This is a genomic window from Nitrosomonas aestuarii, from assembly GCF_003046585.1.
Lineage (GTDB): Bacteria > Pseudomonadota > Gammaproteobacteria > Burkholderiales > Nitrosomonadaceae > Nitrosomonas > Nitrosomonas aestuarii.
Genome location: NZ_QAAE01000003.1, coordinates 207,729 through 233,856 on the forward strand (window position 1 = coordinate 207,729; position 26,128 = coordinate 233,856).

Consider the following 26,128-nt stretch of genomic DNA (forward strand, 5'->3'; position numbering starts at 1 on the left):
TGTATACTGAAAATATCTATGGATACTGGATTTGTAAATGAAAATCGAGTAAAGTCATTATTCCTATAACCAATAATTAGAACAGGGAGCTACGCATGGGTACCAAGGGGCAGTTATTGCAAGATCCATTTCTAAATATACTGCGAAAGGAGCATATTCCCGTATCGATTTATTTAGTAAATGGTATTAAATTGCAAGGACATATTGACTCGTTTGATCAGTATGTTGTGCTGTTGAAAAATTCGGTGACACAAATGGTATATAAACATGCTATATCGACAGTCGTTCCCGCGAGAGCAGTTTCAATTCCAGTAGAAGTTTCTGAACCAAGAGATAATTAATGCCTGAAAAGTCAGGTATATCCAACGTCCGTAGCATGCATGCCGCTATTTTGGTAAATAATGACTTTGGTGAAGGCATGCAGTCTGAACGCTTACAAGAATTGCAGCAACTTGCCGCAAGTGACCAGATTAAAGTAGTAGCAGTTGCTGAAGGAAAGCGTAAACGCCCGGATCCGAGAACATTTGTAGGTAGTGGGAAAGCGGAAGAAATCGTTCGATTAATCGATGATACTGGTGCTGACGTTGTAATTTTTAATCATGACCTTACACCTGCGCAACAACGTAACTTAATGCTGCATTTTAATTGTCCGGTAATTGACCGTACCAGTCTTATTCTAGATATTTTTGCGCAACGTGCTAAAAGTCATGAAGGAAAGTTACAAGTCGAACTTGCACAATTAGAGCATTTGGCCACGCGTTTGGTTCGAGGATGGACGCACCTTGAGCGGCAAAAAGGCGGGATTGGTTTGCGAGGTCCAGGTGAAACGCAATTGGAAACTGACCGTCGATTATTAAGAAAGCGGGTTAGATTACTCAAGGAAAAACTGACTGGTTTACAACGTCAACATAAAATCCAACGCCGTGCAAGGCGCCGTTCTCAAATTTTGTCAGTTTCGATTGTGGGTTATACTAATGCCGGCAAATCAACATTGTTTAATCGACTGACCCGTGCACAGACTTATGCGGCAGATCAGCTGTTTGCGACATTAGATACAACAACGAGAAAATTATATATCCCTGCATGCGGACCTGTTGTTGTTTCTGATACAGTTGGATTTATTCGTGATTTACCGCATACGTTAGTCGCTGCGTTTCGTGCTACGCTCGAAGAAACTATCGAAGCTGATATATTGCTTCATGTAGTCGACGCTTGTAGTCCGAACAAAGATGAACAAATAGAAGCAGTGAATAAACTATTGACTGAAATAGGGGCGGATAATATCCCTCAGATTTTGGTATTAAACAAAATTGACCTGAGTGATTTGTCAGAAAGTGGTGTGGGTTTTGTACGGGATGAGTATGGTAGAATATCCCGAATTCGCTTAAGTGCAAAAACAGGTGAGGGTTTGGAGTTTGTAAAGCAGGCTTTGGCCGAGGCTGTTGTAAACAAAGAACCTGAGTCGGAAAATACGGGATCTGTGGATCCCGTTAAGGTGAAGCGTAGTAGCGTTACGGTATAAATACATTTTGAACAAATAAAACAGGAAGAATTATGGGTTTAAATGATCCTCAGTGGGGAAAAAATAAAGGTGACTCTGGACCACCTGATCTGGATGAAGTATTGCGTAATGTCAATAAGAAAATCAACAATATATTTGGCTCGAAGGATGGTAAGGGTGGCGGTGGTTCAAGTGGCAAGGAACCAAAACCACACAGTCGCGGCAGTATTTTAGTAATCATCGGTCTGCTGCTAGTTGTATGGGTGGCCAGTGGTTTTTATATTGTTAATGAGGGTCATCGTGGTGTTGTGCTGCGCTTCGGTGCGTATGTGGATACAACCCCAGCGGGCTTGCGCTGGCACATGCCTTATCCGATCGAAACAGTTGAATTGGTAAATGTCAGTCAGGTACGTACAATTGAAATAGGTTATCGTAACAATGTCAGAAGTAAAGTATTAAGAGAATCGCTGATGTTGACGGATGATGAGAATATCATTGATATTCAGTTCGCCGTACAGTACATATTAAATAATCCAGAACAATTTCTGTTTAATAACAGAGACCCGGATGATTCGGTTTTACAAGCAGCTGAAACGGCAATCAGGCAGATTATCGGTAAAAGTAAAATGGATTTTGTTCTTTACGAAGGCCGGGAACAAGTTGCCGCCGCTGCAACGGTTTTAATGCAGGAAATCTTGGATCGTTACAAGATCGGTATAGCGATCAGCAGAGTAACCATGCAGAATGCGCAACCACCCGAACAGGTGCAGGCAGCCTTTGACGATGCGGTTAAAGCCGGGCAGGATAGAGAACGTCAAAAGAATGAAGGTCAAGCTTATGCCAACGATGTGATTCCGAGAGCCAGGGGTAATGCGGCAAGGTTAATCGAAGAATCCGAGGGTTATAAGGAGCGCGTAATAGCAAGTGCGATCGGTGATGCCAGTCGTTTTAGTCAGCTTGTAGAAGAATACAGCAAAGCGCCAACAGTAACGCGTGAACGTTTGTATCTGGATATGATGCAACAGGTATTGTCGAGTACCAGTAAAATCATGGTTGATCAACAAAGCGGAGGTAACCTTTTGTATTTGCCGTTGGATAAGATAATGGGTGCGACTGGTTCAGCACCAATGCCACCTGTTGCGAATACACAGTCATCAGCTAATCAGGAAATGACACCTGATAGCAGCATACGTTCACGTGAGGCATTCCGTGGCCGTGAAAGGGAGATGAGATAAATGAAAAATTTTACTTCGGTGTTAATGGGTATTGTTGTAATTGGCTTTTTATTGGCTACTTCGGCAATTTATATTGTAGATGAACGACAGCAGGCGATTTTGTTTCAGTTAGGTGAGGTGGTTGATGTTAAGACCGAACCTGGACTATATTTTAAAATTCCGATTGCTCAGAATGTGCGGTTTTTTGAGGATCGCATTCTGACAATGGATGCTGAAGAACCTGAGCGTTTTATTACATCTGAGAAAAAGAACGTTCTTGTGGATTTGTTTGTGAAGTGGCGTATTGTAGATGTCAAACAGTATTTTATCAGTGTGCGCGGAGATGAAAGTCTGGCGCAAATAAGATTGGCGCAAACAATTAATGCAAGTATGCGTGATGAATTTGGTAATCGTACAGTTCATGATGTTGTGTCGGGTGAACGGGATATGATTATGGAAATAATGCGTCAAAAGGCTGATATAGATGCGAGAACTATTGGTGTCGAGGTCATTGATGTGCGTTTGAAACGTGTTGATTTGCCCCAAGAAGTCAGCGAATCAGTGTATCGTAGAATGGAAGCAGAGCGTAAACGGGTAGCTAATGAATTGCGTTCCACCGGTGCTGCTGAATCAGAAAAGATTCGTGCTGATGCTGACCGGCAACGCGAAGTTCTATTAGCTGAAGCCTACCGCGATGCACAGAAAACGATGGGTGAAGGCGATAAAGAAGCGGCTGCTATTTATGCAGAGGCTTTTGAAAAAGATCCGGAGTTTTATTCATTTTGGCGCAGTATGGATGCCTATAAGAGCTCTTTCAAACATAAAAATGATATGTTGGTTTTAGAGCCAAATTCGGATTTTTTCAAGTATCTTAAAGACCCAACAAATACAACTAATTGATAATACATTATTTATTCTGGTATCATTGAAATTACTACTTTAAACATTGATACGGGTAATTTCTAAGCCGTCAAGAAGTATTTTTTTTCTTTCAGTGATATCAGATGATATATAAATTTTGTAATTCCAACGTTGTATATCATATGGGCTACCTTGTATAGCATATGGCTTTCGCTAACGTAATATTCTGATTACATAAGTAGCGCAAGACCTTTATTTCTACATGTCGAATTTGTCCATACATACCCAAGGCAAGGTTTGATGAGGAGCGTTTCATGCTAGAGACTTTTCTGATGGCATTTGCATTGATGCTGATTTTGGAAGGTGTTTTACCATTCATATCACCACGTACTTGGCGTGAGACTTTTAAGAAAATGACCGAGATTCAAGATAGTCAGCTTCGTTTTATAGGATTGACATCTATGTTGATTGGCTTGGCGTTATTTATTCTTGTGAGTTGATTGCTTGTCTGCTTTATTTTTCTTCTTGATTTATAGCCATGCGTAATTGGTTGCTGCCTGAATATATAGAAGATGTATTGCCTGCTGAGGCCTTTCATATCGAGACAATGCGACGCCGTATGATCGATCTTTTAATGGTTCATGGTTATCAGCAGGTTTCACCCCCGTTACTGGAATATGTTGAATCATTGCTGTCAGGTAGCGGCAGTGATATGAATTTACAAATGTTCAAGGTCATTGACCAGCTCAGTGGTCGAATGATGGGATTGCGTGCTGATATGACGCCGCAGGTGGCGCGTATTGATGCACATCTATTAAATTGTGAAGGCGTCACGCGTCTGTGCTATGCAAATAATGTGTTGCACACAGTCCCTTCAAGCCTTACACAGACTCGCGAACCGTTTCAGATCGGCGCGGAACTTTATGGGCATTCAGGTATAGAAAGTGATTTAGAAATTCAGCATTTAATGCTGAAATGTCTTGCAATGGCAGGTTTGCATCAAGTGCATCTGGATCTCGGTCATGTTGCTGTGTTTAGGGCGATTATAAAAACTGCCAGAATTTCGCTCGAAATGGAAACAGAATTGTTTGCCATCTTGCAAGCAAAGGATATTGCTGCGCTGAAAGAAATTTGTGCAGGCCTTAAAAAAAGTACACGAGAATCTCTATTATTGTTACCTGAACTTTATGGTGACCAAAAAATACTGGATGAGGCAAGAAAAAGATTGCCCACGCATATGGACATTTTGTCGGCGCTCAATCAACTTGACATGGTGAGCAAAGAACTAAAACCGGCTGTAAGTACAATCGCGTTTGATTTAGCAGATTTACGTGGATATCACTATCATAGTGGTATGGTGTTTGCAGCTTATGCACACGATTGTTCCAATGCCATAGCACTGGGCGGGCGTTATGATGAAATAGGTAAAGCATTTGGAAGAGCTAGACCAGCTACTGGATTCAGCATGGACTTGAGGGAGTTGTCCAGGCTTGTTGAAAGATCACCTTATCCGATGGGTATACGCGCACCATATAAGAAAAAAGATAGAGAGCTTGAATTAAAGATTGAGCAGTTACGTAATGATGGTCAAATTGTCATTACTGAATTACCAGAACAACCTGAGAATACTTTAAACTGTGACAGGAAAATAATAAAACGTAAAGGTGAGTGGATTGTTGAGAAAATTAAGTTCATCGATTATTAATAGTATTTTTAGAGATTCTGTACTATGACTAAAAATGTTGTGGTAATAGGTACACAATGGGGGGATGAAGGCAAAGGGAAGGTAGTTGACTGGCTGACAGATCACGCACAGGGCGTTATTCGTTTTCAAGGTGGCCATAACGCGGGCCATACGCTAGTAATTGGTGAGAAAAAAACCATACTACATTTGATACCATCAGGCATTCTACGTAATGATGTAACCTGTTATATCGGAAATGGCGTGGTAGTTTCACTTGAAGCATTAATCAAAGAAATAGAAATGCTTGAGAAAATGGGAATCGATGTAAATGGCAGGTTACGAATAAGTACAGCTTGTCCACTTATATTGCCGTGCCATACAGCACTTGATCACGCACGTGAAGCGGCTAAAGGCGTAAGTAAAATCGGAACGACAGGACGCGGTATCGGTCCGGCCTATGAAGATAAAGCCGCGCGTAGAGCGATCCGTTTGCAGGATTTGTTTCATAGAGACCGCTTAGCTGCAAAACTTGGTGAAATGCTGGATTATCATAATTTTGTTTTAAAAAATTACTTTAACGTACCTATCATAGATTTTCAGAAGACGCTTGATGAAGCAATTCTCCAGTCTGAACGTATAAAGCCCTTAATTGCTGATGTATCGCAGCTTTTATTCAATGCATATAAATCCGGTAAGAATTTGCTGTTTGAGGGTGCGCAGGGTGCTCTGCTGGATATAGATCACGGCACTTATCCCTTTGTAACTTCCAGTAATTGTATCGCCGGTGCGGCTGCTCCCGGCTGTGGTGTAGGGCCGCAAATGTTGCAGTATGTTTTAGGAATTACAAAGGCTTACACAACTCGTGTTGGATCAGGTCCTTTTCCTACAGAATTGGAGGATGAGATTGGAAATCATTTGGCCGAGCGTGGACACGAATTTGGTTCGACAACAGGACGACCTCGACGCTGTGGTTGGTTTGACGCTGTTGCGATGAGACGCTCGATACAGATTAATGGTGTAACGGGATTGTGTATTACTAAGCTTGATGTGCTGGATGGCGTAGAAACCTTGAATGTGGGGGTAGGATATAAATCGAATCAAGGTATTCGCTCTGATGTATTGCCGGTGGGTGCTGATGAATTAAATCAATGTGAACCCATTTACGAGGAAATTCCAGGCTGGTCAACTAGTACAGCCGGGATCAAAGATTTCAAACAGTTGCCCAAAGCAGCACAATTTTATCTAAAACGAATAGAAGAAGTCTGCGAAACGCCTATTGATATGATTTCAACCGGCCCAGATCGGGAAGACACTATTGTACTGCGTCATCCATTTGAGTAGCAGTTAGACACTTTGTAGATGGCGATTGATAATCATTATTTTACCGGCGTTTATCATAACAGATATAGTTATATTTTTTTCTCAATACAAAAATCAAAGCGTTTAGATTAATGAATAATTTATTAATTTCTGATGTAACTGTAGATTCTTGGGTGCAGGCCGGGCCAATTAAAATGAATGATTTACTGGGCTCAGTTGTGCTTATCGAAGTCTTCCAAGTAAATTGCCCTGGTTGTTTCCTTTATGCCTTACCGGATGCAATCGAACTTCACAAAAAATATTCTGATAAAGGGCTTGTGATCATTGGTTTGGCAACTGCTTTTGAAGACTACGATAAAAATACGTTAGAAAACCTGCAGCTTCTAGTAAACACAGGCGAAGTGGTGGGTGAGACGTTTAAAGCGATGAATCAACATGGATTACTCGTCGATAATAGCAGACTCCCATGGAAGCTACCCTTTGCTATAGGCATGGATCGTATTGAGCCTGATAATGACCCAGTAACAGATGAACGTGTCCTGGCATATGCACGGCAGCTATTAACGCAATTCGATACACTACAGGAAGATCAAAAAAAGACTGTTCAAAGTCAAATACGGGTTTATTTAGAGCAAAAAATTATGAAAGCCGAAACATTTGAACGTTTCTCACTCCAAGGAACGCCATCAGCTATTCTTTTTGATCGAGAAGGACAGTTACAGGATGTTTCGTTTGGCCAGGTTGAACACAAACAACCGGCCATAGAGCAACTTTTAGCGTGTAAATAGAGTATCTTAACCATTAAAAATTGTTTTCTGAGCGAATTAGCGATTTACTCTTAACGTTTTATTTAACCACTGCTCAAAGTCTGAATGTTTATAAAGATCATAGCACCAGCACTGAAATTGAAACTGTCTGCCTGCAGTAATGTTTTGTGGCAAATCATCGATATATATTGTCTCTTCAGGCACTAGATTAAAGTGCGAAATTGCATGTTGGTAAAACTCGGTTTGTGGTTTTAGATAACCAATTTTAAAAGATAGTATGGCTTCTTCAAAATAAGAAAATTGGGGAAACTCTGTAATGATCCATGGATAATGAATTGAATTAATATTAGAAATCAAAATTAATCGGTGACCAATTTCGGCGAGTTCATGAACGTTTTTCCACATGGGTTTGTTGACCGTAAATATTGACCGCCATGCATGATGAAATTGAGTAGCGGTGACATTATTTTGCAGCACTTCCAAAGCCCAACTGGTATATTCATCCGAGGTTATCAAGCCTGCCTCAAGTATTTCTTTTTTATCCAGTATGCATTTGATACGCTCATTTACGCCGGGTGTTTCAGGAGGAAGGAGCTGTTTTAGTGATTGTTCAAAATCAAAATCAAGTAGAACACGACCGATGTCGAAGAGAAAAACCATTTTAATTTGAGAAAGATGGTCAGTTTTGAATAATTAGGTGTGTTTATTGTTAGTAGATAAAAAGGAGCCCCCCGCATATGCCGCCTGGACCATCATCTTGAACCTAAAGGCTCAAGGTGGTCGTTTCCCGGATACATCAGGCATACCCTTGGAGGGTGTGCACAACAGTATCACTTAGTCAACAACCTGATTTGATAATTGGTTCAAAGAATTTCAGTCTTACACGTACACGGCAGGGAGCTATTTTTAAAACTTTTTTAAAAAGTAATACGGTTTGTAAATGTTGCATAAAGCAATAAATATCAATTGGTTGACTATTTATTTTTTTATAAGGACATTATTTAGTTTTTCTCGTATGAGTACTATTCTACGCTTAAAATCTTCAATGTCAAAGCCACTTGATTGACGTAAAACAAGTAATTCATGTGCTATACCGAGTGCCGCGGCAATGACGATGCGATCAGAATCCATTATTTTGCCTTCTTCTCTGATTTCCTGAATTCTTTTCTCCAGAAATTCTGCAGCAAGTAAAATTTCTGCGCGTTCTTGTTCGGGGCAGCTTATGTTGAAATCACGTCCCATAATAGTAATTTTTAATAATTCTTCACTATTCATCATCAGGTAAGTGCTTTAAAAGAATTTCTAAACGACTGCTGGCAATATGAATCTTTTCGGTAAGCTTTTCATTTCTAGCGTTTGTTTCTGCAATCTGTTGGCGCAATTTTTTATTTTCAATACATGCATTCTGATACAAACGTACCAACTGATGAACTTCTTCTTCTAGAAATTCTAGTTCTGATTCCATAATTGCCCAATTGGAGATTGACAATAGTTTTCTTTGGCAATGTTATCCGGAGTTTTTTATCAATTAAATTTATAACTTATTATGTGTTCCATCACAATAAGGTGAATTACTCGTTTTTTTACAGGTGCATAACCAGGCAGATCTGTTTTCATCAACCGAAAATGCCTTGGGTGAGAACTCCGTATTTTTGTGCGTGCCATCACAAAATGGCTGTGACTGACTGCGGCCACAGGTACACCAGTAATATTGCCTGCCTACCTCTAATTGAACTTCAATTGGGGAAAAGGATTTTTTAGCATCATGACTCATAAATTTTCTCCATATTTTTAGATACAATTTGAGTTGTATTTTTTAATTGTCTGCTTCAGGTGTTTAGTAAGAAACGTAAATTAATTAAATAATTTTAATGCATTTGAACTACCTGCAATGATATTATTTTCTTTCATTGAGTTCTGGATATTGATGAGCTGCTGTTTACTTCTTGAAAGTCCATTCTCACTGAGCGGAACACGATTATCATCGACCATAATACCGCCGAGTGTATTTGAGAAAATTTTTGCCAGATGTGTCATCTGATCAAAAACTTTTTCTCCATTAGACACTTGTGGCACATCTAATAAAAAAGTAACGCCATGCGTTGTAAGTGCTTTCATGCTTTCGGGTATGAACGCTTCCGATTCGTAGTTGGTCAAGGTAAACAAAACCTGATTATTTTCATCTCTATATTTAAATAAACCATCCGATTCAAGTTTGAAGCCCGATGCTTCTGCAAGGGCTCTGATTTTTGTGCCAATAAAAGCGCCTTCATCTTTACTGATAATGTTGATGCCTATCATGACATCAACATCAGCACAAAATTTATCGAGCTGGATGGCCTGTTCATGTGCAGGTACGATATCCGGGCATTTTGCTTCCGCACCTATTTGTGTGGCAAAATCCTGTACCGTATCACGAAATATTGATAAATCAATTTCACTAATTGGTCCGGAGCGATCTGCAAGTAATAAGCATCCTTTCAAGTTAATATAGTCAGTGTTTTCAGTGTGTGCAATCTCTTCCCACGATCCCGCTTTTTCTCGTTGACCAAACCAGACCAGCGGTTTGTTAAAGTCAAATTTTCTTTGTAGCAGCGTATTCAATTGATTGCTAGGAATGACTGCATCAGCGGAAACGATAACTATATAATTTGTTAGATTATTATATTCATCTAAAACCGGTTGTGATTCTGCTATGCCTGGTTCTATAACATATTCTTGATTGTCGGAATAGTTGTCAGCGACATTTTCTTTTGTTAAAACATCAAGCGGTCTTGCAGATAAGCTATCTTTTTTGGGGGCATGCTTTACAAAAAAATCTTTGTTCAGCTGTGGCTCAATTCTTTCATGCGGTTCATGTGGTTTGGAGTTATTGTTTTTTTCAAATAGAGCGTCGTCTAGTTTTTGATCTAAAGCAGACTCAATTTTACTCCGGTAGCGTGAATGCTGTATCCAGTTAAAGATAGCAACACCGATAATAATAACGATACCGATAATGATCAAACTGACTTGCAAGTCACTCATATTCAATATATCCATACTATTCCTTTACTATCTTGTCTCAATGATTGTTTTAAAAATTAATTTTAATTTGTCGCTGATAGGCCGACTATCTGTCGTTTATTTTTTATAAAAATGCGGTGTCTTTTGTATTGCCAGGATTAACGGTACCTGCAATATTCACCGCTACCACCCTGGAGACACCTTGATCCTGCATTGTAATTCCTATCAGCTGTTGAGCAATTTCCATTGTAATTTTATTATGGCTAATAAACAAAAATTGTGTGTGCTGAGATAATTTTTTTACTAATTCACAAAACCGTCCAGTGTTGCTGTCATCAAGTGGAGCATCCACTTCATCCAATAAACAGAAAGGCGCTGGATTCAATCGAAATAATGAAAAAATTAGTGCCAATGCAGTCAGCGCTTTCTCGCCGCCAGATAATAAATGTATTGAATTATTCTTTTTACCGGGTGGTTGCGCTGTGAGCATTAAACCAGATTCCAGTATCTTACCATCACTGAAAACAAGCTGAGCTTTCCCACCAGAAAAAATAATCGGAAAAATTTCTTTTAAATTATCATTAACCGCATTAAAAGTTTGCTCCAATCTCTTTTTCGTTTCTTTATCAATTTTCTCAATGGCGTTTTCCAAAATAATTATCGCTTCTCCTAAATCCTGGGTTTGGGTTGCTAAAACTGTTTCTCTCTCTTGAAGTGCTTCAAGTTCTTCTAACGCAGCCAAATTCACAGAACCCAAAGCAGCTACTTTTTTTTGGGTGCGATTGATTTCGGTCTGTAAAGCAGTGATACTCTTTTTGTTCACTAAGAACATTAAACTTGATTCGTTTGAGCCTGCCTCGAGCAGTTGTTCGTTGTATCGTTCTTCCAATAGTTTGAATGATTGCTTATTTAAATAAAGTTGATTAATTGATTCACGCAGCGATGTTTGGCGGTGTTCAGAAGCCATCAATTTATTTTCAATTTCTTGAATTTGTTGTCTTGCTCTTTCTAGTTCGCCACGATTTTCTACAACTTTCTGTTCCAGATCTTTGCACCGTGTAACACACGCCTCAAGCTGGGAATTCAAAGTGGCGTCATCCAGACTACCATTCTCTAATAACAAGTTATCCCTGATTTTAGATAAATGCGTCCCGTTTTCCTCGAGTGATTTGATTGAATTTTCTATATCATTGATTTTATTTTGACATATTTTCTCGTCAAATAACGCTTCTTGCATCTCTTTATTATACTTTTCTATCTTGTGACGCTGTTCTGTAAGCTGTTGTCCTACTGCGGCTAACTCTTTTTTTGCAGCTAGTGCACATTTTTCGATTTGTTCAATTTGACTAAGATGTTCTCGAGCTTCTTTTTCTGCATTATCTTTTTGCTGGTTTTCCAGGGCAAGCTGCTGACGAATCTCATCCAGTTCATCTTTAATGAGGGCTCTGCGTTGCCCAATCTGTTCGTTAAATTGAGAAAGTTTAATTTTTTCTAATTGCAAATGATGTTGTTGTTGCGTGAGTTGTTGTTGCTCGCTGCGGCGAAGTTGAATTGTTTCATTTAATGTCTCGTGACTGTCAACAATTTCTTTGAATTCAAATTGTTGTGCTTTTAATTTATTTGTGATTGCTGCTATCTCTCCTTGAAGTTGATTGAGTTCGTTTTGCCGGGACAAAACGCCATGCAATTGTGAATCAGGAGAGTGAAAATTAATACTGTTACGGTTGAGGGTGTGTCCTTCCCGCGTCACAAATAACTCGTCGGGCTTCAGTTGATGTCTTTGTCGTAATCCATCCTGAATGGTGTCCATGACGTAGATGTTCTTGAGCCAATCATTGATTACAGATGTAATGCCTTTGTCAGCACAAGTCAGGAAAGTTGTCAACGTTGTCCATTGTGTATGGCGGCTGGCTGGTATGAATAGATAATTTGTTGCGGCGTTGTCATCCTGGTTCTGATATTCAAAAATAGTTAATTTTCCGGGTGGCAAATCATTTTCCCAGTTATTGATAATTTCAATCTGTGGAAATCCAAAACTGTTTAAACGTGCTTGTAAAACAGATTCAAGTGCGTTCTCCCAGTCTTTGTCAATTTGTATATGATGCCATAAGCGTGGCAGAGATCTTAGTTCATATTTTTGCAACCAGTTGTTTAATGCTTCATTATTTTCAATTTTTTGTTGCAGGTTTTGAAGCGCATGAAAACGAGCTTGTAAGTGAGATAATTTTGTCTGCAATTCATGAATATGAGATGCTGCTTTTTCTTTACGGCGACTCTCTGTTGAGAACGCGGTTTCTGTTTGTGAAAGTTTGCTCTGGTTTTCTGTTATTTTATTGTGTGTTTGTTCTAATTTCGATTCAATTGCCTTAAGTGCTTGGTGGTCTGGTTCATCGAGTGAATCGAATTCTTGTTGCAAACGATTGTTACGTGATTCCAATTGTATAATGGCTTTGTTTGTATGCTGTAAATGTGTTTTGGCCACGTTGCCCGCTTGCTCAGTAAATATGAGGTTTTGCTGGGCGGTATCAAATGTTTTCTGACATTGATTAAAAATTGCTTCTAACTCAGGTAGTTTTGCAATGTGCGCTTTGTTTTTTTGAACTCCTTCTTCATGCACAGTCTCCGCATTTTTTTTTTCAGTGCGCCAGTGCTGCAAGTTTTCAACAGCTGTATTGAGTTGTTGTTGATTGCGCGTTAACTGTTTTTCAATATTCTGTATTTGATGAAAAAGTTGTTCCCTGTTTTTATGAAATTGTCTGATCTCCTGCTCAAGACGTGCTTTTTCAGCGCTTACTTCGTATAATTTGCCTTGGAGCGCGTGCTGATTTTCACTGCAGTTTTGCTCATACACACGGGTATTTTCCCGTTGATTCTTGTTTAGTTGCAATTGCGTGACTTCTGTTTCTAACGTTTGCTCTGCTGATTCAATTTCTTCTTCTACAGCGGAACGCTGTTGTTCGGCTTCCACTCTATGCTGAAGCCATAGTACTTGCTGCGTTTCTTGAAGTTGTGTATTTAATGCAGCATATTCGCTGGCGACTCTGGCTTGACTTTTCAGGCGTTCAATCTGATTTTGTAATTCGCTAGAAATATCCTCAATACGATTGAGATTTTTTCGTGTATCGGTTAATCGCAATTCAGTTTCGTGTCTTCTTTCTCGATATTTAGAAATACCGGCTGCTTCTTCAAGAAAAGTTTTTAATTCTTGAGGCTTGGCTTCGATAATACGTGAAATCATGCCTTGTTCAATAATGGCATAACCACGTCCGCCAACACCTGTCCCCAGAAAAAGATCAGTAATATCGCGTCTTCTGACATGTATATTGTTTATATAATAATTTGAATTGCCATCGCGTTGAATGATGCGTTTTATGGCTATTTCCGTATAACTGGACCATGCCCCGGCAACATTATTGAAGCTATTGTCAAAAAAAAGCTCTACGCTGGCGCGTCCAACTGCCTTGCGATTTTCAGATCCACCAAATATCACATCCTGCATAGATTCGCCACGTAGAGTCGAAGCTTTGGATTCCCCCAATACCCAGCGAACGGCATCTATAATATTGGACTTGCCACATCCGTTAGGCCCGACTATGCCGACTAAATTGTGAGTGACTGGGATAACAGTAGGCTCGACGAACGATTTAAAACCAGCAAGTTTAATTTTGACAAGGCGCAATTTGATGTGTGGGTAAACAGTTATAATGGAAAAAAACGTGAATCGGTTGTATATAATCGTTGTTTATTGTAACTGAAATAATTAAAAGAAGAGAATTGTTGAATGTCGACCAAACCAAGCAAACATCTAGAAACTTTTCCAAATCCGTTTGTTAAAAGAGATTATCAAATTCATATGGAAATTCCGGAATTTACCTGCGTATGTCCAAAAACAGGGCAGCCAGACTTTGCCAGTTTAATTTTAGATTATATTCCAGATAAAAAATGCGTCGAACTGAAAAGTCTGAAACTGTATATTTGGTCATACCGTGATGAAGCTGCATTTCATGAAGCCGTAACCAATCAGGTGCTGGAAGATCTTGTTGTCGTATTAAAACCGAGATATATTCGCCTGACAGCACGTTTTTTTGTGAGAGGAGGTATTTTTACCAATGTGATTGTCGATCATCGTAAATCCGGATGGAAACCGCAACCGTGTATTTCACTGCATTCGTTTGCTGAACAGTCAAATATTAAAAGATATTGAAGGATTTATTTTTCCAAATGGTTCATACAGCACAGTGGATGTTAAATAAAGAGAATTCTAAGTTAATAGATCTAAAATGATTCGAGTACCGCATTTCGGTATTGCTGCAGTAAATCTGTTTCTTATGAAAAGTGCTCGATTAATGACTTTGTTTGCTTGTTTACTTAAATGAACTTATTTGTTTTATATGATGTCTTTAATAATTGTAGCTTATTGGTTCCCGTGAACCCTCTGAATAGGTATACTTGATCTGGCAGGCATTAATCATAGCCATAAAAGTGATTAGTAGTTTTTCTCAATTTAAATGCTTAAGGATCAAGTAGTATGGGTGATCGGGAAGTCGATCAACAATTGGTGGAACGTGTACAAAATGGTGATAAGCATGCGTTTGATTTATTGGTTATCAAATATCAACGCAAGTTAACCCGTTTGTTGTCGCAATTTGTGCGTGATCCGGCTGAAGTCGAAGATGTGGCTCAAGAAGCTTTTATCAAAGCTTACAGGGCATTACCTTCTTTTCGGGGCGACAGTGCATTTTACACCTGGTTGTATCGAATCGGCATTAATACTGCTAAAAATTACTTGGTTTCACAAGGAAGGAAAGCACCAACATTACAGGGTATTGATAGCGAAGACGCTGAAAATTTTGAAGAAGGTGGTTTTTTGCGTGAAATGCATACCCCTGAAAGTGAACTGATGAGTAAACAGATTGCTCAAACAGTAAATCAAACTTTAGAGGAATTGCCCGAAGAATTACGAACTGCAATTATGTTACGAGAGATTGAAGGACTAAGTTATGAGGAGATTTCAACTATCATGGATTGTCCCATAGGTACTGTACGTTCACGCATTTTTCGGGCGCGTGAGGCAATATCTGAGAAATTACGCCCACTACTGGGTACCAGCAAAGATAAGAGGTGGTAAAGTGAAAAATAAAGTATCCGAATTAATGGACGGTGAACTTAATAATCAGGATGCAAAAAAAACAATACAAACGCTTAACAGGAAAAATGAATTACAAAACGATTGGGATACCTATCACTTGATCGGTGATATCTTAAGACAATCATCAACAACGCTGTCAACAAATTTTACACAACGCGTTCGACTTCAACTCGATTCCGAACCTACGGTATTTAGTCCAATCAAATCAGCATCAGGAAGTAATAAGACTAAAGTATTTGCATTTGCAACTGCCGCATCAGTGGTCGCAATGGTTTCGGCATGGCTTGTGATGCATAATGTATATCAGGAATCTCAACCGATAATGGTAGTTGATCACTCGAAAATCCAAACCGAAACAGATCAACCAATGACACCCGTGTTGGTTTCTCATCCATCAAGAGCTGTTTCGTATTCACATATACCTGTTGAAAATATGAATAACTATCTATTCTTTCATAATGAATTTGCGCCGGGTAGAGCAGTACATGAGCAATCAGTTTACATATATCCAGTAACCGATTTTCATGACAACCATAAAAAATATGGTAAATGAAAAACCATATATTGCCAATTCTCCTATTATTGCTAGTATCTGCGTTTCAGACAGTCATTGCTGAGAGCCAGCCGCAATCTTCTGACAAGGCGTTTGATTGGTTACAAAAAGTTGCAACCGCGCCGCGACAGTATAATTATTCAGGTACGTTTGTATACTATGCTGATAATTATATGGAATCCTCTCAGGTAACACATAAAGTGGATCATGAAGGGGAATTTGAAAAAATTGAGGTTCTTGATGGTTCGACACGTATTGTTTTTCGTAATAACGATGAAATGAAGTGTTATCTACCGGATAGTAAAAAAATTTATACAGAAAAACGCTGGTTTAGGAAATTTTTCCCAGATTTGTTGCCGCAACCATCTGAAAGAATTAAAGAAAACTATAATATTCAAATCAAAAAACAAGAACGTGTAGCAGGATATGATGGTCAGATATTGATGCTTGTACCAAAAGATAATTTGCGTTATGGGTACAAATTCTGGATACATGTTGATAGCGGCTTGCTGCTTAAAGCGGCGGTAATGGATAAAGAGAACATTATCGAACAGTTTGCCTTTGCACAGATTGAGATTGATGGCGAAATTGACGCCAGTATATTAGATCCTGATTCATCCATCAAAGCCACAAAGAATTGGAAAACAATTAATTTGTCAACTGTGTTGTTAGATGAAGGTGAACTGGCATGGCGTTTGGATAAATTGCCCTCTGGATTTAAGAAAGTTGCTGAAATGAAACGTAATCTGGTTGGAAAAAGCTTGATGGTCGACCATATTGTTTTATCTGATGAATTGGCCTCTGTATCGGTATTTATTGAACCAGTAATAAAGGATACGTCATCGCCCGTTCCCGGTTTTTATTCTAGCCGTGGAGCTATCAATATATATGTGCGTGAACTGGATAATAATAAAATAACCACGGTTGGGGAAGTACCTCTAAATACAATTAAATTGATTGGAGATGCCGTACGCCTCCAATAACTCAATTGATGAATTGAACGAGAGATATTAAATACATTTAATTGCGCTTGTAAGCGCTTTTTTATTGACGGGATATACCCCACAAGAATAAACCGTGACTAGAAGATTCGAGGGTATAGCAAAGCTTTTTTATATAAATATGTTTGTTTAGGATGTTTAGGATTGGTATGCTGAGGATAAGAATAATGCGTCATTTCATGTTAGTTCTGTTATTTGTTTTTTCATCAAATGTTTCTGCGCAGGTCAGAGAACTTCCAGATTTTACAGGTCTTGTGGATAAGTATGGGGCTACCGTAGTTAACATCAGTACCATTCAATCACAGCAAGATGCCGTAGCGCAGTTTTTCCCGGAATTGCCAAATATTCCTAAAGACTCACCATTTTATGAGTTTTTCAGGCGACATATGGAGCCTTTTTCTGCGCCCAGAAGATCTGAGCCCAGGTCTATGGGTTCTGGTTTTATTATCAGTTCCGATGGTTACATCTTGACTAATGCGCATGTTGTTGAAGCCGCTGATGAAATAACAGTCAAGTTGAATGATAAACGTGAATTTGTCGGTGAAGTGATCGGTACTGATAAAAAAACTGATATTGCGCTGATTAAAATTGAAGCTGAAGATCTGCCAAAAGTCAATCAGGGAGATCCTGATGAACTCCGAGTAGGTGAATGGGTTGTGGCGATTGGCTCTCCGTTTGGATTTGAAAATAGTGTGACGGCTGGTATCGTGAGCGCAAAAGGAAGATCGCTTGCACAGGAAAATTATGTCCCATTTATTCAAACGGACGTTGCCATTAATCCAGGTAATTCGGGTGGACCATTATTCAATATGAGTGGAGAAGTGGTTGGGATTAACTCGCAAATTTATAGCCGTACAGGTGGCTTTATGGGTTTGTCGTTTGCAATACCGATCAATGTTGCGACCGATATTGCAAATCAACTTAAAATCTCAGGCATTGTTCGTCGTGGAAGAATTGGCGTGATGATACAGGAGGTTACTAAAGAATTGGCTGATTCATTCGGCTTGTCTGATACCCGTGGTGCACTGGTTGTATCGGTAGAAAAAGATGGGCCGGCTGACACGGCCGGTATCAAAGCCCGCGATATTATTCTTAGTTTTAATGCTCAAGAAGTTGAAGCTTCTGCAGACTTACCGCGTATAGTCGGTAATACTGCACCTGACTCCAAGATTACCGTTAAGGTCTGGCGGGATGGCTCAGTGAAGAATATTCAATTAACAGTGGGTGAAATTCCAAGGGACGAATCCGATCAAAACGCACAAAAAAAACAAAATAAAAAAACCAGCGAGTCGAATCGGCTTGGACTTGTGTTGGGTGAATTAACGAGTCAACAGAAAAAGCAGATGGATATAGAAAATGGTTTGCTGGTCGAGCATGTGGAACCAGGGATTGCCGGTCAATCCGGTATCCGCAAAGGTGATATCATACTTGGCTTTAACAGTAAAGATGTTAAAAGTGCAAAACAATTCAATCAATTACTTGATCAAGTAAAAGAAGGTCGGAATATTGCTCTGCTGATCAAACGGGATGATTTGACAACTTTTATTACAATGAAATTAAAAGATAACGATTGATAGAGTACAAGTGATGACAAAGTCCGATGAAGTATGTGCGCTGGTAGTCTTTGGTCGTGAGGAGTGTCATCTTTGTAATCAAATGATCGTTGACTTGCAAAAACGACAGGAACAAATAACGTTTGATTTTCAAGTTATTGATATTGATACAGATCCAGATCTCAGGGTTAGGTTTAATGATAAAGTGCCTGTCCTGATGTCGCTTTCTGATCAAAAAGAGATTTGCCATTATTATCTTGATTTAGCAGCTCTGGATGATTATCTCGCAAAAATTCGTTAGAATGCTGCCTCTGACTCAGATAACTCTGGTTACTTAGCGTATTCATCGCTGGTTTCCAGAATTTTAATAGTCTAAATTTAACAGCTCAGACCATCATTTATTAAAACTTAATGCAGCATATTCGTAACTTCTCAATTATCGCGCATATCGATCATGGAAAATCTACACTGGCTGATCGTATTATTCAATTTTGCGGTGGCCTAACGGAACGAGAAATGGAAGACCAGGTTCTGGATTCTATGGATCTGGAACGTGAAAGAGGTATTACCATCAAGGCGCAGACTGTAGCGTTGCAGTATAAGGCAAAAGATGGTGAAACGTACTTGCTCAATTTAATTGATACGCCAGGGCATGTTGATTTTTCATATGAAGTTTCTCGATCACTGGCCGCATGCGAAGGTGCCTTACTGGTCGTTGATGCGTCACAAGGCGTAGAAGCCCAAACTGTTGCAAACTGCTATACTGCCATAGAACAAGGCGTTGAAGTTGTACCTGTATTAAATAAAATAGATTTACCAGCGGCAGATCCCGAAAGAGTGATCGAAAATATTGAAGATGTTATCGGGATTGATGCTCAGAATGCACTTCAGGTCAGCGCTAAAACAGGTGTTGGTATAGCAGATGTGTTAGAGGCACTTGTTTTCCGGATTCCTGCGCCTGTCGGAGATCCAGAGGCACCATTAAAAGCATTAATTATCGACTCCTGGTTCGATAATTATGTGGGTGTCGTGATTTTAGTGCGCATTATGGATGGCACGCTTAAACCAGGCGATAAAATGCTGCTTATGGCTAGCAAAGTAACTCAACTTTGCGAACAGGTAGGTGTATTCATACCAAAATTACTGAGCCGGAATTCTTTGAGTGCGGGCGAAGTGGGTTTTGTAATTTCAGGTATTAAAGAACTTGATGTGGCAAAGGTAGGTGATACTGTTACACTCGCCAATAATCCTGCAGAAAAACCATTAAAGGGTTTTAAAGAAATCAAACCACAGGTCTTTGCCGGTTTATATCCAATAGAATCGAATCAATACGATGCGCTACGCTCGGCTCTGGAAAAGCTAAAACTTAATGATTCTTCCTTGCAGTTTGAGCCTGAAACATCACAAGCGCTGGGGTTCGGGTTTCGTTGCGGCTTTCTTGGCTTGTTGCATATGGATATTGTGCAAGAGCGTCTTGAAAGAGAGTATGACATGGATTTGATTACAACGGCACCGACAGTTGTTTATCAGATACTCATGCGCGATGAAACAATTATAGAAATTGATAATCCATCCCGAATTCCCGATTTGTCTAAAGTTGCTGAAATTCGAGAACCGATAATTACCACGACCATTCTGGTGCCGGAAGAATATGTCGGCGCCGTGATGACATTATGTGTGAACAAGCGTGGTATCCAGAAAAATATGCAATATATGGGCAAGCAGGTTATGCTTACTTACGAAATGCCATTAAATGAAGTCGTAATGGATTTTTTTGATCGACTTAAATCGACAAGTCGTGGCTATGCCTCGCTCGATTATGAATTTAAGGAATTTCGTGCTTCCGATCTGGTTAAACTGGATATATTGATCAATGGCGACAAGGTTGATGCCTTATCATTAATTGTGCATCGCAGCAGCAGCCAGTATCGTGGCCGTGAATTGGCGCAAAAAATGCGTCAATTGATTCCCCGACAGATGTTTGACATTGCTGTGCAGGCTGCAATAGGCGCACATATCATCGCTAGAGAAAGCGTTAAGGCTCTACGTAAGAATGTTTTGGCAAAATGTTATGGTGGCGATATTAGCCGGAAACGTAAACTACTGGAAAAGCAAAAAGCTGGTAAAAAAAGAATGAAACGTGTCGGTAATGTTGAAATTCCACAAGAAGCTTTTTTAGCAATATTACAAGCTGATACAAAATAAAAATACAGCAGCCTATCAAATATAAGTCTTTATTTATTCCCCGAAGAAAATGTGATGGTGCTTACAAATTATTCAGTAAATTCAGAAAGGTAATTTCATGAACTTTCCCTTGATCTTATTTAGTCTGCTGGTAATTACCGGCGCCGTCTGGGTTCTCGATTATTTTATCTTGCGCCATAAACGTGATCCTGATAAGGAAGAACCTTGGTGGATTGAATACCCTAAAAGTTTTTTCCCGATTATTTTGATTGTGTTTTGTTTGCGGTCATTTATCATCGAACCGTTCAAAATACCTTCTGGTTCGATGATACCAACATTGGTTGTTGGAGACTTTATCTTGGTCAACAAATATACCTATGGCATACGATTACCGGTGATCAATAAAAAAATAATCGACATGAACAACCCTAAAGCCGGTGATGTTTTGGTGTTTCGCTACCCGGAGGATCCTGCCGTAGACTATATTAAACGAGTGGTCGGTGTGCCGGGTGATGTTATTACTTATCATAATAAGCAATTATTTGTTAACGATAAAATAGTCAGGCAAGAATATGAGGGTGATTACAAATACGTGGAACCCGGATTGGGTTATATTTATTCGGAAAAATATGCAGAATATCTTGGAGAAACCAATCATTCCATTTTAATGAATCAGGAAATCAATGGATTACAATATTCGAGTGTGCGTGTGTTTCCATTCCGCGAAAACTGCCAATATAGTCGTACCGGATTTACCTGCACAGTTCCGCCTGACAACTATTTTACTTTGGGTGATAACAGGGATAGCAGTAGTGACAGCCGATACTGGGGCTTTGTACCGGAGGAAAATATTGTGGGGAAAGCGTTTATGATTTGGTGGAATTTTGGCGATTTTGATCGAATTGGCATGCGCATACAGTAACTGAACACTATTTTTTGAGAGGTTATCATATGGACTTGTACGGGTATCGTTATAAACAGTTGGGACTGAGTCTTTCTGGTCTGTTGATGTGGTCGGTGGTGCTGGTACTTTTTGCATTACTAGGCATGAAGGTTGCCCCTGTTTATATTGAGAACGCTGCCATTAAGCAAAATTTAGTTGCGATTGCTAATGATTCAAGTCTGCAAAATGTACATCATAGTCAATTACGGCTTGCTTTTAGTAAACGCGCGCAAATCGATAACATTACTTCCGTCACTGCAAAAGATATTAACATTACTCGAAATCGGAATCGAAATGAGGTAGTTTTAAGCGTGGATTATTCAGCGAAAATACCCTTAGCCGCAAATATTTCTCTGCTTATCGATTTTAATACACAAAGTAACTGACATTGCGTAAAACAAGATCATTTAAAAAGTATGCAAAATAACAGAGAAGCAATACTTGACTCGTTCTGCAGCAGGCTTGGCTATCAGTTTGTTCGGGCTGAATTATTAGGCGAAGCGTTAACCCACCGCAGCCATAGTCTAAAGCATAACGAGCGCCTTGAATTTTTAGGCGACAGTGTTTTGAATTGTGCAATTGCCGGATTGATTTTTAGAAAATTCATTGAGGTACCCGAAGGCCGGTTATCTCGTCTGCGTGCAAGTATGGTTAATCAAACAGCTTTATCTGATTTGGCGCTTTATCTGAAAATGGATGAATTGATTCGATTGGGTGAGGGCGAATTAAAAAGCGGCGGCAATCGCCGACCATCCATTCTGGCTGATGCGCTTGAAGCTGTTTTTGGTGCAATTTACGTGGACAGTAATTTTGTCCAAGCAGAAGCAGTTATTACCAAGCTATATACACCTATACTTGACACCATCGATCATTCCACCCATGGGAAAGATCCAAAAACGATGTTGCAGGAATTATTGCAAAGTCAGAAACTGGATTTACCAGAATATATAGTTGTCACAACCATCGGAAAAGCCCATCAGCAAAAATTTAAAGTCGAATGTGTAATACCCAAATTCAATATTCGTACTGCGGGTGAAGGCTTTAGCCGCCGCAGCGCTGAGCAGGCGGCCGCAAAAAAAGCGTATGAACTGGCCTGTGTTGATGGTTAGTAATAATCATTCAAGTTAAATTTTTTCACCTGAGTATACAGAAATATAATTTATGGTAATCTGTTTTCAGCATGCTATCTGATATCCGTTTTCACACTGGATATATTGCCATTGTAGGTCGTCCGAATGTTGGCAAATCGACACTGCTCAATAACCTGATACAGCAAAAAATCAGCATCACATCCAGAAAAGCGCAAACAACGCGTTATCGTATCAATGGAATTTTGACTGACCAGAATACTCAGTTTGTTTTTGTGGATACACCGGGTTTTCAGACACGGCATAAGAATCGAATGAATACAGCAATGAACCGAGTTGTGTCGCAAAGCTTGCAGGACGTTGATGTTGTGTTGTTTGTCATAGAAGCGCTGTGTTTCGATGAGCAAGACCAGCTTGTATTGAATTTATTACCCCAAACGGTGCCGACTATACTCGTTGTGAACAAAACTGACCGGTTGACTGATAAAAATCAATTATTACCTTTTTTGGATAAAATGGCCAAAAAATCTAATTTTTCGGCCATGGTCCCTGTGAGTGCGGAAAATCAAACGCAATTGTCGACACTGCTTGACGTAATTCGTCCGCATATACCAGAGAACCCTTTTTTGTATGGTGCAGATGAGATAACCGACAAAAGTGAGCGGTTTATTGCTGCTGAGTCGATACGTGAGAAACTGTTTCGTTTAATGGGTGACGAGATCCCATATTCAACGAGTGTTGTTATCGATCAATTTTCCGAAACTGAAAAATTGTACAAAATTTATGCAACTATTTTGATTGATAAATCCGGTCAAAAGGCTATTATCATTGGAAAAAATGGTGAGAAACTCAAGTTAATTGCGAGTCAAGCACGTAAAGAAATGGAAAAATCATTTGGAAAAAAAGTATTTTTACAAGTGTGGGTAAAGGTTAGAAGTGGATGGGCTGATAATGCCAGTGTGTTAAAGCAGCTTGGATATGAATAGCGTTGCCACCTAACGAAAAATGACACAACAACCAACCTAGAATTCACATAGCACACTGCGGAAGATGATTATAAAAAAACTGATTGATCCGATTTTGTCCGGGATAGAACATTATGGTTGAACTTGGCGTCAATATTGATCATGTAGCAACACTCAGGCAAGCACGCGGCACGGAATATCCAAGTCCTGTTGAAGCAGCAATTATTGCAGAATCAGCCGGTGCCGATGCAATCACACTGCATTTGCGCGAAGATCGACGACATATTCAGGATCGTGATGTAGAACAGCTGCGAGGCCTGCTCACGACGCGAATGAATTTGGAAAGCGCTGTTACGCCTGAAATGATCGAAATAGCAATGCGAATTAAGCCCCATGATATCTGTCTTGTGCCAGAACGGCGTGAAGAGCTTACAACAGAAGGAGGGTTGGATGTCGTCAAAAATTTTAATCAAGTCAAACATGCTTGTCGTCAATTAACCGATGCGGGAGTACGTGTTTCATTGTTTATCAATGCGGATACTGAACAGATTGATGCGGCATTCAGTGCGGGTGCACCAGCTATTGAAATTCATACAGGTGGTTATGCGGATGCCATCACTTCAGCCATGCAGACGAGTGAGTTTGAGAAAATTAAAAAAGCTGTTGCATATGGACTCGAACGGAATCTGAGAGTTAATGCAGGTCATGGGTTACATTATCAAAATGTGCAAGCCATTGCGGCAATTCCCGGTATTTCGGAATTAAACATTGGCCATGCCATTATCGGACGTGCAATTTTTACCGGCCTGGAACAAGCGGTTAAAGATATGAAACGGCTTATTTTTGAGGCGGTCAGATGATCTACGGTATTGGGACAGATCTGGTTGATCCTTCAAGAATTGCCCAATCATTGGAAAGACATGGAGAAAAATTTGCACGGCGAATCTTGACAGATACTGAATGGAATGAATACCAAAAATGTAGCAAACCCGTTCTGTTTCTAGCTGGAAGGTTCGCTGCCAAAGAAGCACTTTCGAAAGCAATGGGCACTGGGCTACGCCATCCTGTGAATCTTGAGTTTATTACGATAACACATGATGCGTTGGGTAAGCCTTTTTTTGAATTTCACCCGAAACTTGACCAGTTAATCAGTGAAAAAGGCATCATCAGTCATTATCTGTCTATTAGTGATGAATTGAACATGGCCTGCGCCTTCGTTATTTTGGAAAAATAATATGTCGCTTGGCCCTATTATGCTCGATTTAACTGGTGTCAGTCTGACTGACGAGGATATAAGGCGATTGCAGCATCCTTTAACGGGCGGCGTTATTCTGTTTTCGCGCAATTTCTCCTCGTTTAAACAACTATCATTACTGACTCAACAGATCAGAGCTATCAGGGCACCGCATTTATTGATTGCAGTTGATCATGAGGGCGGGCGTGTACAGCGCTTTAAAAACGACTTTACACGGCTGCCGCCGATGCGAGAACTTGGGAAGATCTGGGATAAGTATCCAAAGCGTGCACAACATCTGTCCAAGCAGATAGGTTACGTGCTGGCAACCGAATTGATAACCGGTGGTGTTGATTTGAGTTTCACACCGGTGCTGGATGTTGATCATGGTCAAAGTGGTGTTATCGGCGATCGTGCATTTCACCGTAATCCTCAAGCAATTTCCGATCTTGCTCACGCTTTAATACTAGGGCTAAAAGCAGGCGGAATGCAAGCGGTTGGCAAACATTTTCCCGGACATGGCTTTATACAAGCAGATTCACATCTAGAGAAGTCTATCGATGGACGCCGATATGCGGATATTGAAATGGATGATTTAATACCTTTCGTACGCATGATTGATTATGGTATAACCGGAATTATGGCAGCACATGTTATTTATCCCCAAATCGATCAAAAGCCAGCAGGTTTTTCCCGGACATGGCTGCAAACGATATTACGTGAAGAACTGCGATTTGAGGGCTGCATTTTCAGTGATGATCTGAGCATGCAGGGTGTTGCACATTTTGATTCTATTGTTGTGCGGGCAAATGCCGCACTTGAGGCCGGGTGTGACATGATTCTGGTATGCAACAATTCACAGGGAGCTGATGAGTTGCTTGATAAACTGCAATGGAATCCTTCTGCAGCCAGTCTTGCACGTTTTGCGCATATGCATGGGAAGAAGCATTTTGCTTCAATGATAAAATTACGTGAAGATGCTACTTATGTCCAAGCAGTTCGTGAAATTAGCGCCATTGGCGATCCAAATGAAGTATTAACTTTTTGAAAATAGACAGAGTTTTCATCAGTTCTTGATATGTTCAGATTGCATTTATCTGAGTGTGTT

Annotated in this window: 28 protein-coding genes and 1 other RNA gene; 22 read left to right on the top strand and 7 right to left on the bottom strand. The window is 39.9% G+C overall.

Annotated features, from left to right (window positions below; translation table 11 throughout):
- Positions 1–95 precede the first annotated feature (95 nt).
- From hfq to C8R11_RS04140, 8 genes are all read left to right on the top strand, one after another.
- The gene (gene hfq, locus C8R11_RS04105; RefSeq protein ID WP_090697320.1) at positions 96–341 is read left to right on the top strand and encodes an RNA chaperone Hfq; all 246 of its coding nucleotides are present in this window, start codon (positions 96–98) and stop codon (positions 339–341) included.
- On the top strand, positions 341–1,522 hold the full coding sequence (gene hflX, locus C8R11_RS04110) for a GTPase HflX (RefSeq protein ID WP_107794595.1): 1,182 nt from the start codon (positions 341–343) through the stop codon (positions 1,520–1,522). The genes hfq and hflX overlap by 1 nt, the downstream gene beginning before the upstream one ends.
- 32 nt (positions 1,523–1,554) lie before the next feature.
- Positions 1,555–2,736, top strand: coding sequence for an FtsH protease activity modulator HflK (gene hflK / locus C8R11_RS04115; protein ID WP_107794596.1), 1,182 nt, complete (start codon positions 1,555–1,557; stop codon positions 2,734–2,736).
- A complete protein-coding gene (gene hflC, locus C8R11_RS04120; protein ID WP_107794597.1) occupies positions 2,737–3,615 on the top strand; it encodes a protease modulator HflC in 879 nt (292 codons plus the stop codon).
- A gap of 275 nt (positions 3,616–3,890) precedes the next feature.
- Complete coding sequence (locus C8R11_RS04125) at positions 3,891–4,076, top strand: DUF2065 domain-containing protein (RefSeq protein WP_107794598.1); 186 nt, start codon at positions 3,891–3,893, stop codon at positions 4,074–4,076.
- Between the two features lie 38 nt (positions 4,077–4,114).
- Positions 4,115–5,281 carry an ATP phosphoribosyltransferase regulatory subunit gene (locus C8R11_RS04130; protein ID WP_107794599.1) on the top strand — a complete coding sequence of 389 codons (1,167 nt, stop codon included), beginning with the start codon at positions 4,115–4,117 and terminating at the stop codon, positions 5,279–5,281.
- A 24-nt stretch (positions 5,282–5,305) separates the two neighbouring features.
- Positions 5,306–6,601 (top strand): adenylosuccinate synthase, encoded by a 1,296-nt coding sequence (locus C8R11_RS04135; protein WP_107794600.1) that lies wholly within the window; start codon positions 5,306–5,308, stop codon positions 6,599–6,601.
- Between the two features lie 110 nt (positions 6,602–6,711).
- Positions 6,712–7,368 (top strand): thioredoxin domain-containing protein, encoded by a 657-nt coding sequence (locus C8R11_RS04140; RefSeq protein WP_090697302.1) that lies wholly within the window; start codon positions 6,712–6,714, stop codon positions 7,366–7,368.
- A 36-nt stretch (positions 7,369–7,404) separates the two neighbouring features.
- On the opposite strand, the gene C8R11_RS04145 is transcribed toward C8R11_RS04140, so the two are convergent.
- The 7 genes from C8R11_RS04145 to smc form a co-directional block, all read right to left on the bottom strand.
- Entirely contained in the window at positions 7,405–8,007 is a 603-nt protein-coding gene (locus C8R11_RS04145; protein WP_107794601.1) for an HAD-IA family hydrolase, read from the bottom strand.
- A gap of 64 nt (positions 8,008–8,071) precedes the next feature.
- Positions 8,072–8,249: non-coding RNA, 6S RNA (gene ssrS, locus C8R11_RS04150), on the bottom strand.
- A gap of 76 nt (positions 8,250–8,325) precedes the next feature.
- The gene (locus tag C8R11_RS04155) at positions 8,326–8,625 is read right to left on the bottom strand and encodes a cell division protein ZapA (protein ID WP_244531779.1); all 300 of its coding nucleotides are present in this window, start codon (positions 8,623–8,625) and stop codon (positions 8,326–8,328) included.
- Complete coding sequence (locus C8R11_RS04160) at positions 8,615–8,812, bottom strand: hypothetical protein (RefSeq protein ID WP_107794602.1); 198 nt, start codon at positions 8,810–8,812, stop codon at positions 8,615–8,617. The genes C8R11_RS04155 and C8R11_RS04160 overlap by 11 nt, the downstream gene beginning before the upstream one ends.
- 69 nt (positions 8,813–8,881) lie before the next feature.
- Positions 8,882–9,121: a CDGSH iron-sulfur domain-containing protein gene (locus C8R11_RS04165; RefSeq protein ID WP_090697294.1), complete on the bottom strand. Its 240-nt coding sequence runs from the start codon at positions 9,119–9,121 to the stop codon at positions 8,882–8,884.
- 80 nt (positions 9,122–9,201) lie between these two features.
- A complete protein-coding gene (locus C8R11_RS04170; protein WP_107794603.1) occupies positions 9,202–10,386 on the bottom strand; it encodes a cell division protein ZipA C-terminal FtsZ-binding domain-containing protein in 1,185 nt (394 codons plus the stop codon).
- Positions 10,387–10,474: 88 nt separating this feature from the next.
- Positions 10,475–14,029, bottom strand: coding sequence for a chromosome segregation protein SMC (smc, locus tag C8R11_RS04175; RefSeq protein WP_107794604.1), 3,555 nt, complete (start codon positions 14,027–14,029; stop codon positions 10,475–10,477).
- 102 nt (positions 14,030–14,131) lie between these two features.
- Between smc and queF the strand changes: the two genes are divergently transcribed.
- From queF to nagZ, 14 genes are all read left to right on the top strand, one after another.
- On the top strand, positions 14,132–14,554 hold the full coding sequence (queF, locus tag C8R11_RS04180; RefSeq protein WP_107794605.1) for a preQ(1) synthase: 423 nt from the start codon (positions 14,132–14,134) through the stop codon (positions 14,552–14,554).
- A 324-nt stretch (positions 14,555–14,878) separates the two neighbouring features.
- On the top strand, positions 14,879–15,478 hold the full coding sequence (gene rpoE, locus C8R11_RS04185; RefSeq protein ID WP_090697286.1) for an RNA polymerase sigma factor RpoE: 600 nt from the start codon (positions 14,879–14,881) through the stop codon (positions 15,476–15,478).
- A gap of 1 nt (position 15,479) precedes the next feature.
- Entirely contained in the window at positions 15,480–16,052 is a 573-nt protein-coding gene (locus C8R11_RS04190) for a sigma-E factor negative regulatory protein (protein ID WP_107794606.1), read from the top strand.
- Positions 16,049–17,035, top strand: a complete 987-nt coding sequence (locus C8R11_RS04195; protein WP_107794607.1) for a MucB/RseB C-terminal domain-containing protein — start codon at positions 16,049–16,051, stop codon at positions 17,033–17,035. The genes C8R11_RS04190 and C8R11_RS04195 overlap by 4 nt, the downstream gene beginning before the upstream one ends.
- Positions 17,036–17,220: 185 nt before the next feature.
- Positions 17,221–18,627 carry a DegQ family serine endoprotease gene (locus tag C8R11_RS04200; protein ID WP_107794608.1) on the top strand — a complete coding sequence of 469 codons (1,407 nt, stop codon included), beginning with the start codon at positions 17,221–17,223 and terminating at the stop codon, positions 18,625–18,627.
- 13 nt (positions 18,628–18,640) lie between these two features.
- A complete protein-coding gene (locus tag C8R11_RS04205; RefSeq protein ID WP_107794609.1) occupies positions 18,641–18,907 on the top strand; it encodes a glutaredoxin family protein in 267 nt (88 codons plus the stop codon).
- Positions 18,908–19,017: 110 nt separating this feature from the next.
- On the top strand, positions 19,018–20,811 hold the full coding sequence (gene lepA / locus C8R11_RS04210) for a translation elongation factor 4 (RefSeq protein ID WP_107794610.1): 1,794 nt from the start codon (positions 19,018–19,020) through the stop codon (positions 20,809–20,811).
- 97 nt (positions 20,812–20,908) lie between these two features.
- The gene (gene lepB / locus C8R11_RS04215; protein WP_090697274.1) at positions 20,909–21,712 is read left to right on the top strand and encodes a signal peptidase I; all 804 of its coding nucleotides are present in this window, start codon (positions 20,909–20,911) and stop codon (positions 21,710–21,712) included.
- Between the two features lie 29 nt (positions 21,713–21,741).
- Positions 21,742–22,119 (top strand): DUF4845 domain-containing protein, encoded by a 378-nt coding sequence (locus C8R11_RS04220; protein ID WP_107794611.1) that lies wholly within the window; start codon positions 21,742–21,744, stop codon positions 22,117–22,119.
- Between the two features lie 30 nt (positions 22,120–22,149).
- Positions 22,150–22,842 (top strand): ribonuclease III, encoded by a 693-nt coding sequence (gene rnc, locus C8R11_RS04225; protein WP_107794612.1) that lies wholly within the window; start codon positions 22,150–22,152, stop codon positions 22,840–22,842.
- A 71-nt stretch (positions 22,843–22,913) separates the two neighbouring features.
- Positions 22,914–23,807 (top strand): GTPase Era, encoded by an 894-nt coding sequence (era, locus tag C8R11_RS04230; protein WP_107794613.1) that lies wholly within the window; start codon positions 22,914–22,916, stop codon positions 23,805–23,807.
- Between the two features lie 113 nt (positions 23,808–23,920).
- Entirely contained in the window at positions 23,921–24,646 is a 726-nt protein-coding gene (pdxJ, locus tag C8R11_RS04235) for a pyridoxine 5'-phosphate synthase (RefSeq protein WP_090697265.1), read from the top strand.
- Complete coding sequence (gene acpS / locus C8R11_RS04240; RefSeq protein ID WP_107794614.1) at positions 24,643–25,020, top strand: holo-ACP synthase; 378 nt, start codon at positions 24,643–24,645, stop codon at positions 25,018–25,020. The genes pdxJ and acpS overlap by 4 nt, the downstream gene beginning before the upstream one ends.
- Before the next feature lies 1 nt (position 25,021).
- Positions 25,022–26,068, top strand: coding sequence for a beta-N-acetylhexosaminidase (gene nagZ, locus C8R11_RS04245; protein WP_107794615.1), 1,047 nt, complete (start codon positions 25,022–25,024; stop codon positions 26,066–26,068).
- The last annotated feature ends 60 nt before the right edge of the window (positions 26,069–26,128 follow it).

Bases quoted from the DNA above. Each gene is read 5' to 3' on its own strand.
- hflK (WP_107794596.1), top strand. From the start codon at position 1,555: ATGGGTTTAAATGATCCTCAGTGGGGAAAAAATAAAGGTGACTCTGGA.
- C8R11_RS04195 (WP_107794607.1), top strand. From the start codon at position 16,049: ATGAAAAACCATATATTGCCAATTCTCCTATTATTGCTAGTATCTGCG.
- C8R11_RS04220 (WP_107794611.1), top strand. From the start codon at position 21,742: ATGGACTTGTACGGGTATCGTTATAAACAGTTGGGACTGAGTCTTTCT.
- C8R11_RS04155 (WP_244531779.1), bottom strand. From the start codon at position 8,625: ATGATGAATAGTGAAGAATTATTAAAAATTACTATTATGGGACGTGAT.
- C8R11_RS04200 (WP_107794608.1), top strand. From the start codon at position 17,221: ATGCGTCATTTCATGTTAGTTCTGTTATTTGTTTTTTCATCAAATGTT.
- C8R11_RS04170 (WP_107794603.1), bottom strand. From the start codon at position 10,386: ATGGATATATTGAATATGAGTGACTTGCAAGTCAGTTTGATCATTATC.
- C8R11_RS04125 (WP_107794598.1), top strand. From the start codon at position 3,891: ATGCTAGAGACTTTTCTGATGGCATTTGCATTGATGCTGATTTTGGAA.
- C8R11_RS04205 (WP_107794609.1), top strand. From the start codon at position 18,641: ATGACAAAGTCCGATGAAGTATGTGCGCTGGTAGTCTTTGGTCGTGAG.
- queF (WP_107794605.1), top strand. From the start codon at position 14,132: ATGTCGACCAAACCAAGCAAACATCTAGAAACTTTTCCAAATCCGTTT.
- C8R11_RS04160 (WP_107794602.1), bottom strand. From the start codon at position 8,812: ATGGAATCAGAACTAGAATTTCTAGAAGAAGAAGTTCATCAGTTGGTA.
- hfq (WP_090697320.1), top strand. From the start codon at position 96: ATGGGTACCAAGGGGCAGTTATTGCAAGATCCATTTCTAAATATACTG.
- C8R11_RS04165 (WP_090697294.1), bottom strand. From the start codon at position 9,121: ATGAGTCATGATGCTAAAAAATCCTTTTCCCCAATTGAAGTTCAATTA.
- lepA (WP_107794610.1), top strand. From the start codon at position 19,018: ATGCAGCATATTCGTAACTTCTCAATTATCGCGCATATCGATCATGGA.
- lepB (WP_090697274.1), top strand. From the start codon at position 20,909: ATGAACTTTCCCTTGATCTTATTTAGTCTGCTGGTAATTACCGGCGCC.
- C8R11_RS04130 (WP_107794599.1), top strand. From the start codon at position 4,115: ATGCGTAATTGGTTGCTGCCTGAATATATAGAAGATGTATTGCCTGCT.
- C8R11_RS04140 (WP_090697302.1), top strand. From the start codon at position 6,712: ATGAATAATTTATTAATTTCTGATGTAACTGTAGATTCTTGGGTGCAG.
- pdxJ (WP_090697265.1), top strand. From the start codon at position 23,921: ATGGTTGAACTTGGCGTCAATATTGATCATGTAGCAACACTCAGGCAA.
- hflC (WP_107794597.1), top strand. From the start codon at position 2,737: ATGAAAAATTTTACTTCGGTGTTAATGGGTATTGTTGTAATTGGCTTT.
- C8R11_RS04135 (WP_107794600.1), top strand. From the start codon at position 5,306: ATGACTAAAAATGTTGTGGTAATAGGTACACAATGGGGGGATGAAGGC.
- nagZ (WP_107794615.1), top strand. From the start codon at position 25,022: ATGTCGCTTGGCCCTATTATGCTCGATTTAACTGGTGTCAGTCTGACT.
- C8R11_RS04145 (WP_107794601.1), bottom strand. From the start codon at position 8,007: ATGGTTTTTCTCTTCGACATCGGTCGTGTTCTACTTGATTTTGATTTT.
- rnc (WP_107794612.1), top strand. From the start codon at position 22,150: ATGCAAAATAACAGAGAAGCAATACTTGACTCGTTCTGCAGCAGGCTT.
- rpoE (WP_090697286.1), top strand. From the start codon at position 14,879: ATGGGTGATCGGGAAGTCGATCAACAATTGGTGGAACGTGTACAAAAT.
- acpS (WP_107794614.1), top strand. From the start codon at position 24,643: ATGATCTACGGTATTGGGACAGATCTGGTTGATCCTTCAAGAATTGCC.
- hflX (WP_107794595.1), top strand. From the start codon at position 341: ATGCCTGAAAAGTCAGGTATATCCAACGTCCGTAGCATGCATGCCGCT.
- era (WP_107794613.1), top strand. From the start codon at position 22,914: ATGCTATCTGATATCCGTTTTCACACTGGATATATTGCCATTGTAGGT.